The 12,094-nt window shown below is 68.1% G+C and carries 11 protein-coding genes; 2 read left to right on the plus strand and 9 right to left on the minus strand.

From position 1 onward, the window contains the following. A partial coding sequence (locus tag E1263_RS02040; RefSeq protein WP_132164708.1) for a DUF4185 domain-containing protein occupies window positions 1-302 on the minus strand: 302 nt, incomplete at its 3' end. A 230-nt stretch (window positions 303-532) separates the two neighbouring features. Between E1263_RS02040 and E1263_RS02045 the strand changes: the two genes are divergently transcribed. Further along, entirely contained in the window at window positions 533-1,408 is an 876-nt protein-coding gene (locus tag E1263_RS02045; RefSeq protein WP_132164710.1) for a type IV toxin-antitoxin system AbiEi family antitoxin domain-containing protein, read from the plus strand. A gap of 86 nt (window positions 1,409-1,494) precedes the next feature. Here the strand turns inward: E1263_RS02045 and E1263_RS02050 are convergent, their stop codons facing one another. Together E1263_RS02050 and E1263_RS02055 are read right to left on the minus strand one after the other, a co-directional pair. Continuing rightward, window positions 1,495-2,316, minus strand: a complete 822-nt coding sequence (locus E1263_RS02050) for a sulfurtransferase (RefSeq protein WP_132164712.1) — start codon at window positions 2,314-2,316, stop codon at window positions 1,495-1,497. After that, complete coding sequence (locus E1263_RS02055; protein ID WP_132164714.1) at window positions 2,313-2,966, minus strand: thymidine kinase; 654 nt, start codon at window positions 2,964-2,966, stop codon at window positions 2,313-2,315. The genes E1263_RS02050 and E1263_RS02055 overlap by 4 nt, the downstream gene beginning before the upstream one ends. 157 nt (window positions 2,967-3,123) lie before the next feature. On the opposite strand from E1263_RS02055, the gene E1263_RS02060 reads away from it, so the two are divergent. Further along, on the plus strand, window positions 3,124-4,761 hold the full coding sequence (locus E1263_RS02060) for a S8 family peptidase (RefSeq protein ID WP_238161036.1): 1,638 nt from the start codon (window positions 3,124-3,126) through the stop codon (window positions 4,759-4,761). Window position 4,762: 1 nt separating this feature from the next. Here E1263_RS02060 and E1263_RS02065 read toward each other — a convergent pair whose 3' ends face one another. The 6 genes from E1263_RS02065 to E1263_RS02090 form a co-directional block, all read right to left on the minus strand. After that, on the minus strand, window positions 4,763-5,887 hold the full coding sequence (locus E1263_RS02065) for an alkaline phosphatase family protein (protein ID WP_238161037.1): 1,125 nt from the start codon (window positions 5,885-5,887) through the stop codon (window positions 4,763-4,765). A 4-nt stretch (window positions 5,888-5,891) separates the two neighbouring features. Continuing rightward, window positions 5,892-6,503: a DUF5998 family protein gene (locus tag E1263_RS02070; protein ID WP_132164720.1), complete on the minus strand. Its 612-nt coding sequence runs from the start codon at window positions 6,501-6,503 to the stop codon at window positions 5,892-5,894. An 80-nt stretch (window positions 6,504-6,583) separates the two neighbouring features. Continuing rightward, entirely contained in the window at window positions 6,584-8,221 is a 1,638-nt protein-coding gene (locus E1263_RS02075) for an FtsX-like permease family protein (protein WP_238161038.1), read from the minus strand. 5 nt (window positions 8,222-8,226) lie between these two features. Continuing rightward, window positions 8,227-8,934, minus strand: a complete 708-nt coding sequence (locus E1263_RS02080; protein ID WP_132164724.1) for an ABC transporter ATP-binding protein — start codon at window positions 8,932-8,934, stop codon at window positions 8,227-8,229. Between the two features lie 109 nt (window positions 8,935-9,043). Then, on the minus strand, window positions 9,044-10,054 hold the full coding sequence (locus tag E1263_RS02085; protein WP_132164726.1) for a S66 family peptidase: 1,011 nt from the start codon (window positions 10,052-10,054) through the stop codon (window positions 9,044-9,046). A gap of 964 nt (window positions 10,055-11,018) precedes the next feature. After that, on the minus strand, window positions 11,019-12,068 hold the full coding sequence (locus E1263_RS02090) for a P1 family peptidase (RefSeq protein ID WP_132164728.1): 1,050 nt from the start codon (window positions 12,066-12,068) through the stop codon (window positions 11,019-11,021). Between the last annotated feature and the right edge of the window lie 26 nt (window positions 12,069-12,094).

The raw sequence follows: 12,094 nt of genomic DNA on the forward strand, positions 1-12,094 counted from the left end.
CCCCCAGCCAGGTTCGTCGTGTTGGACCACAACGCCACCGGCGACCGCCACCAACCACCCCCGACCCGAGCCTCCTCGAACGTGTCCCCGAACACGAACACCATCCGCCCATCCGGCGCTCGCGCCGGAATCCCCAGGTCGGTACCCGCCATCCGGAACCGGTCGGTCAGCCCCGGCCCGGTCAGATCCTTCACCTTGTTCACGGTGAGCGCCTGCGTCCCGGCAAACGCCGTACCAGGCACCATCGCCGCGGCCCCCACATCAGCCGCAGCCCGCAACACCGTTCTACGCGATAGTTCCATCGAAACTCCCAACTACGAGGCGGACGGGAAATCGATTTCTCCGGTTCAGCCTCCAAGAGCCGCCCGACGAAGTCAAGGCGTACATAAGAACTGTTAATAGTCGCCGTCACAGCCTGCTCCAGCCCCAGTCCTCGCCTGCGCCGCCGGCTCCCGAGGGACTACTGACAGTCCGTCTGCACGCCTGTGGATAACCGCCGACGCGGTTCGCGGAAGATCGGCAGGATGGTGGGATGCGATCGGTCGCCGAGATCCTGACTCAGCTGGGTGGCAGCGCCACCTACGCCGAATTGACGGCGGTGATCCCACGGCGCGCACTGGACCGGGCGGTCAGGAACGGCGATGTCGTCCGGCTGACCCGCGGTGTGTACGGCCACCCGCAGCTCGGCGCTGACCGGTCCACTGCGCTGGCACATGCCGGGGTGCTGTCTCACACCAGCGCGGCCCTGGCTTGGAGGTTGCCGCTCCTGTCAGCGCCGCCCAAGCCACATGTCACGCTGCCGACCCACCGCAAAGCTCGGTCTGGCCCACCTGCAGTTCTGCATTGGGCAGACCTTCCCGCCGCCGACCTGCGGCGCGGTCTGACCTCGCTCGAGCGGACAGTCATCGACTGCGCCCGAATCCTTCCGTTCGGCGAGGCCCTCGCAGTAGGCGATGCCGCCCTGGCCACCGGCCAACTGGGCTTGGAGGAACTTCAGATCGCGGCCGACCGCGCACGCGGCCGAGGACGGGCCAACGCGATCGCCGTTGCCACTGCGGCGGACGCGCGTTCGGGAAGCTTTCTGGAGTCGATCGTGCGCAGCCTCCTGCTGGAGGCCGGCATCGACGACTTCGAGCCGCAGGTGCTCGTGCTGACGGCAGGACGCCCGGCCCGCGTAGATCTCGCAAACCGGCGACTGCGGATCGTGCTGGAGGCAGAGGGCTACGAGTTCCACGGGTCACCGGCCAAGTTCGCCGACGACTGCCGACGGTACGACGAGCTAGTCGCCGCAGGCTGGCACGTCCTTCGCTTCACCTACCAGCAAATTCTCGGCGACCCAGCCTGGGTCATCGCGACCGTGCGGAGCGCGATGGCTGAGGCCCGCGCTGTACAGAAGGACTGTGAATAGTCGCCGCAACCGGGCCTAGCGACACCGCCGCCAGCGGACGGCGAGCTCGGGCGACGCAGTACTAACAGTTCTTCTGTACGCCTTTGTCAGTCGCGGCCGGTGGCGATGGGGCGGGTGGGGTCGGTGATCCAGTCGGACCAGGAGCCGATGTAGACGGGGGCCTTGATGCCGACGGACTCCAGGGCCAGGGCTGTGTGGGTGGCGGTGACTCCCGAGCCGCAGTAGGTCGCCAGGTCGGTGTCGGGGGTGACGCCGTGGCCAGTGAAGTAGGCGGCGAGGTCTTCGGCGGGCTTGAAGTGGCCATCGGCCGTGAGGAGCGCACCCATGGGGGTGTTGATGGCGCCGGGGATGTGGCCGGCGACCTTGTCCATCGGCTCGACTTCGCCGGCGAAGCGTTCGGGGGCGCGGGCATCCAGCAGGAGGCCGGAGGACGCGACCTTGGCGGCGCCTTCGGCGTCTACCAGCGGGAGGTGGCCGGGCGTCGCGGTGAAGTCAGTATCGCCCTCGGCCGGGACCTCAGTCGTGACCTCTCCCCCGGCAGCCTTCCAGGCGGCGAGACCACCATCGAGGACGCGGACGTCGGCGACACCGAAGTAGCGCAGGATCCACCAAGCACGCGCCGCCGCGAGTGAGTTCGCCGCGTCGTACACAACGACGGGCGAACCCGCCGAAGCACCAGTACGGCGTACCAGCGCGGTGACCGTAGTTGCATCAGGCAACGGGTGGCGCCCCGGCCCAGGTGGGCCGGCGAGGTCAGTGTCGAGGTCCACGAAGTAGGCGCCGGGGAGATGGCCGGCGTCGTAGGCCTCACGGCCGGGTGGGCCGGCCAGGTTCCAGGTAGCGTCGATCAGCACGGGCTGCGGCTCCAGGGCGCGCAACTCGTCAACGGTGATCAGGGGGCTGCTCACAGCTGGGCTCCTCCGAACGGTAGGACTTCGGGTGACAAGGTGGCGCGGGCTCGGGCCTGCGTGAGCCGACGACGGTGGTGCCGACGGCAAAGCACCTCATAGGCCATCTCGGTGGCGTTGCTCTCGATGTCGCCCACCGCAAGCTGCTCGCCTTCGGTCACCATCTCGCCACCGATCGTACGGGCGTTGTGGGTTGCCCTCTCGCCGCACCAGCACAGGGCCTCGACCTGGAGGAGTTCCATCCGGTCGGCGAGCTCGACCAGCCGCGCGGATCCCGGGAACAAGGTGGCCCGGAAGTCGGTCAGGATGCCGAAACAGAAGACGTCGATCTGCAACTCGTCGACCAGCCGTGCCAGTTGCTCGATCTGCAAGGCGCTGTAGAACTGCGCCTCGTCACACACCGCATAGTCGATCCGCCCACCTTGGGTGAGCTCGTTGACCACGTGGTCCCAGAAGTCGAAATCGGGCTGCACCTCGATCGCCTCGGCGACCAGCCCGAGCCGCGAGGACAACACCGCCTCCCCCGCGCGGTCGTTGCTGGTGAAGATCCGACCCCGGCGACCACGCGCCTTGTGGTTGTGATCCATCTGCAGCGCCAGCGTGGACTTACCGCAGTCCATGGTCCCGGTGAAGTAGAGCAGTTCAGCCACGGGCGATCATCCTGCCAAGTCAACCGCCCCGCGCGCACCTCGGGGGGTGTCTCGGGCGGTTCCGACGCGGTATCGCGCCGGCAGCAGCGGCCTGTGTTTCGGTCGACGAGGGATGGACTCGGCTTGGGTATTTGCGTCGGGACGGTTTGAATGGACCGTGCGCAAAGGTCTGCTGGTTGTTCTTGCCGTCGTGCTGACGGTCGCGTCCTGTCTCGTGACGCCCGCGATGGCGGCGCCGACGGCCGGGCTCCGGGCGTACTTCGTGATCACCGAACCGGCCAAGACCACCGAGGCCGCGGCCGCGATCACGCAGAACGGCGGCACGGTCTACGCCGCGTACGACGCCATCGGCGTGATCGTCGCGCACTCGAGCAACGCCGATTTCGCAACCAAGGTCCGCGGGACGGCCGGCGTACAGAAGGTCGGCGCGACCCGCACCGGCGATCTGCCGGCCGAGGTCGCGAACCCGCTGGTCCCGGCGCCCAGCGTCGAAACAGCCAGTACGGCGCCTGAAACCGATCGCGGCGACATGACCCAGATCGGCGCGGACCGGGCCTGGACCAAGACCCTTGGCTCAAAGGCCATCACCGTCGGCGTCCTCGACACCGGCGTCGACGACCAGCACGCCGACCTGAAGGCGAACTTCGACGCCACCAAGTCGGCGTCGTGCGCCTACGGAAAGGCCGATACCCGGCCCGGCGCCTGGCGGCCGGTCGCCGACCACGGCACGCACGTGGCCGGCACGATCGCGGCCGCCAAGAACGGAGTCGGCGTGATCGGCGTCGCGCCGGGCGTGAAGGTCTCGTCGATCCGGGTCGCCGAGGACGGCAGCGACCTGTTCTTCCCGGAGAACACGGTCTGCGCGTTCATGTTCGCCGCCGACAAGGGCGTCTCGGTCACCAACAACAGCTACTACGTCGACCCGTGGCTGTTCCTGTGCCCGTCGAACCAGGACCAGGACGCGATCGCCGAGGCGGTCCGCCGCTCGGTCGCCTACTCCGACTCCAAGGGTGTCGTGAACATCGCCGCGGCCGGCAACGACACCTACGACCTGGCCAACAAGGCCACCGACGACTCGAGCCCCAACGACACCACCGCGGCGCCGCGGCCGGTCACCAACGACTGCCTCAGCCTGCCGACCGAGCTGCCGAATGTCGTCGTGGTCTCCTCCGTCGACGCCGCCGGCGCCAAGTCGCGCTTCTCCAACTTCGGCGAGAACAAGATCAACGTCACCGCCCCCGGCGAGAACGTCTACTCGACCGTCCCCGGCGGCGGCTACGCAGCCATGACCGGTACGTCGATGGCCTCGCCGCACGTAGCCGGAGTTGCGGCGTTGCTGCGCAGCGTGGACCCCAAGCTGACGCCCGAGCAGGTCCGCGCCAAGCTCGGTGAGCAGGCCAACGACGTCGCCTGCCCGGCCGGATCATCAGCGGGCTGCATCGGCCCGGCCACCAAGAACTCCTACTTCGGTGAAGGTCTGGTCGACGCAGCCGAGGCCGTTGGCGCGGCGCCCGCTCAGCCGAAGGGCGCGATCTCCGTGACCAAGCCGGGCGAGCAGCTCGGCGTCGGCGGGATCCCGGCCGTGCCGCTGCTGATCAAGGGCGCGGGCGGCTCCGGCGACATCAGCTACAGCGCAACCGGCCTGCCCCCGGGCCTGGAGATCAACACCGAGCGCGGCTGGATCACCGGCGTACTGACGCCTGGTGCCGGCCGCTACAAAGTGACGGTCACTGCTCGCGATGGTGAGGCCAAGGTCGCCAGCGCGACCTTCTTCTGGAACGTCTGGAGTTTCTGACCTACCGACCGGCGTCGACGAGAAGAGGAATCTCCATCTCGTCGGCCGTCAGCGAGCCGTGCAGCCCGATCAGCCCGGCCTCTTGCGGGAACCGGCGGCTCGCAACCACCGACAGCGGGCCGAGCGCAGCAACCACGACATCACCCAGCCGCGGTGCGACCCGATCCTCGACCGCGCCGAACCACCCGCGCGCCACCGCCTCCTCGCGGCTCAGCACGAGCGCCCGATCACCGAGCCGCTCCCGGTACGTCGCCAAGACGTCGTCCACCGCGCCATCAACGCAGTACAGGTGTCTGAAGCGGGACTCACCACCGATCAGCCGCAGCCCGTCGGTGAGCTCAGGCTCGTTGTCGAGATCGACCCGGTTCTCCGCGGCGACGTCGATCATCCCGTGGTCGGCAACCACGACCAGTACGGCGTCGCGTGGCAACGCAGCTCGCACCTGCGCAGCAAACGCGTCAGCCGCGACCAGCTCAGCGCGCCACTGCGGTGAGTCGCAGCCATGGCCGTGACCGGTGTAGTCGAGCTGCGAATCGTAGACATACGTCAGAGACGAGCTGCCCTCGCGGCTCGCGAACCTGGTCGCATCCAACCGGTCCTCAACGGTATCCGCACCCCGATGCAGGCTCCCCCGGAACGCTGCCCGGGTCAGCCCGGACTTCTCGAAGCGGACCTTGCTGACGTTCCGCGTCACCACACCGGCCGCAGCGACCCGATCGAAGACCGTGGTGTGCGGCTGCCACTTCCAGGGGTCGACAGGTGCGTCCCACTGCAGTGCGTTCAGCAGCGCACCGGTCTCCGGCACGATCGACGTGTAGCCGACCATCCCGTGCGCGCCCGGCGGCAACCCGGTCCCCAGACTCGTCAGGCTCACCGCAGTCGTCGAGGGCACGCCAGCCGTCAGGCTCCGCCCGGCCGACAACAGCGACGACAGGTACGGCGCGGACTCCGCATAGCGCTTCAGCAGATTCCAACCGAGACCGTCGAACAGCAGAACGGCGTACCGGGATGCTGGGGGCAGCTCGAGGGTGTTCTTGAAGTCAGGGACCGACAGGGCAGCGGCCACCGACGGAAGCACGTCGGCGAGCGCACCACCGCCGTACTGCGGGCCAACGGGCTCGATCACGGCACTACTTGGTGGTCGCGAAGGACAGCGCGCGAGCGAAGTCCAGCACCTGCTGGATACCGGCCGGGCCATCGGCCGCAGCACTGATCCGCAGCGAGATGTCGTCAGCGGCCACCGATCCGGTGTAGCCGTGATCGGCCTCGCAGTTCGGGTCGGCGCAGACAGCCGGCTCGAGGTCGATCCGGTTCACCATCCCCCAGCCGATCGTCAGCACGACCTCGCCACCGCCGGAGACCGCCGGGTCGTTCTTGCCCGACGCATAACCAGCCGGATTCGGAACCACTCGGTTCACCACCACGGCGTTCACCCGCGACAGCGGGATGGCCTCGGTCGAGGTCGACGCGTACGGCGCCCGGATCAGGTCGTCGGCCGCGTGCTCGTCGGTGTGGCCGACGATCAGCCGGGTCGGGGTCAGCGCGAGGATCGTGATGTGCCGCCGGACCTCGTCGCGGTCGAAGGTCGGTTCGTGCTGGAGCACGAAGGCCCGGATGGGCTCGCTCGCGATGGCGATCGCGAGCGAGTCCGTCACGACGTCCGGGTAGTAGCCACAGTGGTCGATCGCCTTGCGCAGCTCCGGGGAGGCGTCGACGAGCTCCGGTGTATTCAGGTCACGCATACCCTCATCCTTGCACGTGGGCTGCCGCCTGCGTTGATGCCTTGTGGACAACTGTGGCTCCACCTTGTGGACAATCGCGATCAGTTCGCACTTGCCTTCCGCAGGACCGGGGCACCGGCCATGCCGGCCGCGGCCACCAGGAAGAGACCGACGACGATCTGCCCGATCAGCAGCAGGATGCCGGAGTTCCCTTCGGTGAAGATCTGACCGCCGCTCAGCGCCAGGCCGCACAAGGCCCCGAAACCGACCACCGGCAGACCGACTCCGACCACCGGTGCGAGGGCAGCGAGCCTCGCCGCGCGCTCGATCACGGTCAGCGGCACACCCGAGCGGCGCAGCGCCCTGGCCGGTGCGGCCTGGTCGAGCGCCGTACCGACTGCACCGGCGGCTGTGGAGGCGGCCGCGGTCACGAACACCAGGCCCATCAGCAGTGCGACACCGATCCGCATGTCCTGCCAGCTCGGGTCACCGTCACCACCCGGCATGAACACCGAGATGAACCCAGTGACGAATCCGCTCAGCACGAGCGCCGCAACCGGCCGGAAGGCCGCCTTCGGGTCGTCTGCGAGCCGGCGGCCGGCCAGTAGCCCCACCGGTCCGTTAGAGAGGTTGGCCAGCATCTTGCCGAGCACCTGGACAGCGAAAGGACCAATGATCCGTACGGCGAGTGCACCGAACCCGATCGCGATCAGCAGCGGCACCACCGCTGCCTCCATGCCCAGCACCGCCAGCATGACCGGACCGATGATCAGGAACCCCAGCCGCAGCCAGCTCGTCGCCTTCCGCGTCTGGCCCCGTACGACGCCCAGCGGCGTGATGCTGACTCGACCGAGCCCAATGATCGCGCTGAGCACCGACAACACCGGGACGGCGCCCAGCACGATTAGCGCGGTCCACCAGTTCGGTGCGATGTCAGCGACGTACCAGCGGCCGCCGCCGAGCGGGATCTGCGCGATGAGTGGCGTGAGGATCGTGTAGCCCAGAAGTCCGACCACAGCACCGGCTAGACCGAGCACTGCCTGTTCTACTGCGCTCAGCCAGAGCACCTGACCCCTCGTCGCACCAGCAAGTCGCAGTGCGGCCAGTCGGTGCTCACGGCGCTTCGCGGCCACACCTGCGGCCTGGCCAACCAGACTGAGCAGCGGGAACAGCACCAGCACGATGCCGAACGCCACTGCGATCAGCAGACCGAACAGGCGGTTGTCCATCTGCGTGGTCTGCCAGGTGTCGACGTAGTTCGGGTACTTGGTGTCCAGCTTGTCCACACCGTGAATGACGACCAACTCCTCCGGTGAGGACAGGCCCTCCTCGGTGATGATGCCGGTCGGCTTGTCTAGCCCGAACTTCGCGCTCAAGCTCGACCACTGCTTCGCCACCTCCGGAGAGACGAACACCTCGCCCGGCTTGGGCGTGTGGTCGAGTCCCGGCGGCGGGGGTGCGTTGTTCGGCTTGAGAGTGGTCAGGTCGATCTGCACCAGGTGCTGCCCGTTGAGCTGCTGCTCACGCACCTCCCGCGTCGCACCGATCGCCGTACTGGCATCGACCTGATCGCCACCCCGCCAGCCGATCCGGTCCGAGCGGTGCGAGATCCCGAGCGAGCCCGCGATCAAGAAGGTCACCAGCAGCGCGACGATCGCGGTCGCACCGACCGCCGCCAGGTTGGCGGATCGGCCGCCGGGGCCCGGCCGCCGTACGAAACGCAGGCCCAAGTCAGTCATCGGATTCATCGGGTGGCTCCGAGAGACTCGTGCACGCGGCCGTCGACGATCGTGAGGGTGCGGTGGCAGCGCGCGGCGACCGAGTTGTCGTGGGTGACCACCACAACCGCAGCGCCGCGGTGCGTCGCCGCACCGATCAGCAGGTCGATCACCTGCGAACCAGTGGTCGCGTCGAGCGCACCAGTCGGCTCATCGGCGAACACCACCTGCGGCTCGCCAACCAGCGCCCTAGCGATCGCTACGCGCTGCGCCTGGCCACCTGACAACTCTCCCGGCCGCCGCCCGACCTCATTGGCCAGTCCGACCTGTGCGAGCGTCGCACGGGCCCGGCCGATCGCATCGCGGCGGCTAACGCCGTCGACCATCAGCGGCAGCGCGACATTCTCGTCAGCGGGAAGCTCGGCCAGCAACTGGTTGTCCTGGAAGACGAAGCCGAGGCGGCGACGGCGCAGTACGGTCCGGGCGGCGTCGTTCAACTGGTCGACGCGCTCGCCGCCCAGCCACACCTCCCCCTGGTCCGGGGTGAGGATGCCGGCCAGCACGTGCAGCAGCGTCGTCTTGCCGTTGCCGCTCGGGCCCATGACGGCCAACGCCTCACCGGCGCGAACGCCGACATCGACGCCCGCCAGACCGACGACGGGACCGTAGTACTTGACCAGGCCGTGCCCACTGAGGACGACCTGCGATGCGAGTTGGGGACTCTGGAAGCTCATACTGACGAGCTTTCCGTGAATCAGCCCGCGATTCGTCGGCCTACAGACCTGTCTTGGCATCGCCTTCCGGTGCTCGTTCGACGCAGCCGTGTAGTACTTGGGTCGTACGTCAGGTGAGCGTTTGGGTTAGCTCACTGCGGCTCGCCGTGTGAACGAGACGGCCGCGAGCGCCGTTGACGATCGGGAGGAACGGCGGCACGTGACCGCACTCCACGTCGGCGATGATCGGGACGTTCAACGAGCCGAGTGCGTCCAGAACGGCTTCGTGCTGCGTCAGAGAGCTCGCGTCGGGTGCGGACGTGCGGCCGACCAGGATCGCGGTCGCCGTGTCGAAGAAGCCGGCCAGGCGCATACCGTGCAGGTTGCGGCAGATCGTGAACGCCTCATCACCGGCCGCCTCCACATAGACCAGCGCGGGCCCGAACCCCGAGACATCCAGGTACGGCGTACCGGTGAGGTTGCAGAGGGTTTCGATGCAACCGCCGATCAGGCGACCCTCAACGTCGACGTCGCCCTCCGCATCCAGCCTGACCCAGCCACCGTCCGCGTTGTAGATGTACTCGTCGACCTCGGGGTTGGCTGCGAAGTCATCCCAGCCGCCGAACCTGTACTCACCAGGTGGTGTCTGAGTGAACCGGTGTCCGGCCGGTGCGGCGGCAAGGTCGAGCCAGGACAGGAGACCCTCAGGCACCCGGTACGGCGTATCCATCAGGTTGTTGCCGTGGATCGTCGCGGTGCCCGTCAGCAGTGTCAGCGGCGTCATGATCGTTGCGAGATCGGAGAACCCGACCAGCCAGGTCGGCTCAGCCGCTCGCAGCCGATCCCAGTCCAGCAGCGGGAGCAGATCGATCGCGGTCTCCCCACCCCAGGGCGGGACCACCGCGCGGATGGCAGGATCGGTCAACATCGCCATCAACTCAGCGGCGCGCTCGGCCGCCGATGCGCTGACGTGACCAGTGCCGTCCATGCAGTCGCCGACAAGCACCTCGTAGCCGCGGTCCTCAACGGCGCGCAATGCCACGTCGAGCCGCGGTCGCAGCTCCTTCGCGACACCACTCGAAGGAGAGGTGACGCCAACGCGATCACCGGGCTGTAAGGGACGTGGATACCGGACCAACATGCCCCGGATTCTGGCACGCCCCGCAGGTTCCGCGCCCACGGTTTTCGGCCGCTGATCGGCCGCTGTTGGGTTCGGCTTCCGGTATGGCGGGGTGGTTGCTCGCCGCACCGGACAAGCCGGACACGTTGCTTGTGGCTGGTCGCCGCGGCGGCCGCGTTAGAGAAGGAGCTTGGCTGGGCCCGGCGGGTGGTTGAGGTACTGGCGAGGCCGGCGATCGCGTGACCGCTGCTTGAGGTACCCGCTATGGCTGAGGTCGAAAAGCAGCGCCAAGTGTGGAAACTTCATGTCGCCATTTGCACAAAACGTTCCACCCAGCTCTCCAGGCGGGCTGGTGGGTGGGGCTGGGGAGCTTTACCGGTCGTTCCAGGTCAGTTTCGCTCCCCAACCCGCCCGGAGACCCGACGAGTCGGGCGCCGGGGAGTCCTATCGGGGGATCCGCTCGCTGATTCGCACTACGCGGGGATTTTTCGGGTCTATACGCCGAAAAACTCACGCGTAGTGAGCGCCGGCGCGGTTGGCCGGGCCAACAGCCGGGGGCTTGAACAAGAAGTGGTGGGCTGGGACAGGTAACTACTTGTTCAAGCCCACCACCCAGCCGACGAACCCCCGACAAGTGGACGGGCAGGCGGCGAAAAAGCACCGATCAACGAGGTGGACCGGTCAGCCGAGCGCGGCAGGACCCCAGCCCTCCTTGTCAGCGCTTTTCACCACAGCGGCGGGTCACTTTCCAGGCTTCCCCACTACCGGCCGCAACCATAGCGAGCACCTCAATCGGCGGTCACGCGATCGCCGACCTCGCCAGTACCTCAGCCCCGCGCCGGGCTCAGCCAAGCTCTTTATGTAACGCGGCCGCCGCGGCGACCAGCCACAGACAACGTGTCCGGCTTGTCCGGAGCGGCGAGCAACCATGCACCGCCGTACCGGCATCGAACCTCAGCTGAATCGGCGGCGTGCTGATCGGCGCTTAGGCGGTTCGGAAGGCCGACGGATACGCCTCGCGGTAGCTGGGGATTGCGCCGTTCGGGGTATCGACGGTCTCCGCGTTGAGCATCGCGTGCACGATGGCGCGGGTGAGCGTGCGGGCTGCTGCGGCGTAGACGCCTTCCAGTTGGGCGAGCGCGGTCGGGTCGGTGACGCTCAGGCGGGGGCCGTCGTCGGTGCGGGTGGAGAGCGCGAAGATGCTGTCGCCGTCGACGAGGGTGTGGATCGGGTCGATCGCCCGGGCCAGGCCGTCGTGCGCGATCATCGCCATCCGTTTGGTGGCCGCCTTGTCGAGCGGTACGTCGGTCGCCACGACCGCGATCACCGTATTCATCGCCGGCCCGGAGATCAGGTTGCGGCCGGGCGCTGCCGGCGGCGGTGGTTCGGCGGGGGTCTGCAGGTGGGCGAACTCGTCGCCGAGTCCGTAGCGCACGCCGTGCAGGACACCGTCCGCGTCAACCGTGGAGCCCGCCGCATTGACGATCACCAGCGCACCGACCGTCGTACCGTCGTCGAGCCGGACGCTCGCCGAGCCGACACCGCCTTTGAGCGACCGTGCCCGCGCGCCGGCCCCGGCGCCATGGTTGCCTTGGGCAACTGGTCCGTCGGAGGCTTGGGCGATCGCGTCGGTCCCCCACGATGCATCGGGGCGAGCTTGGAAGCCACCGCCACGGCCGAGGTCGAAGATCACTGCGGTGGAAACAATCGGTACGACGTCCTTGTCGCCCTCGCCGACGCGGATCCCTTCGCCGCGTTCCTCGAGCCAGCGCATCACGCCGCCGGCCGTGTCGAGGCCGTAGGCACTGCCGCCGGTCAGCACGACTGCGTTGACACCTGGGTTCGAGTTCACCGGGTCGAGCAGGTCAGTCTCACGCGTGCCGGGCGCACCGCCGCGCACATCCACGCCGGCGACTGCGGTGGTCGGCACGTAGACAACCGTCGTACCGGTCAGGTAGGGCGCATCCACGCGTTCAACCTGTCCGACCAGGACCCCCGGGACATCGGTGATCGCGTTGTGCGGACCTGGCTGCATCGTCGCTCCTCACACAGAAAACTGGT

The sequence above is a fragment of the Kribbella antibiotica genome (assembly GCF_004349055.1).
In the GTDB taxonomy this organism is placed as follows: Bacteria; Actinomycetota; Actinomycetes; order Propionibacteriales; family Kribbellaceae; genus Kribbella; species Kribbella antibiotica.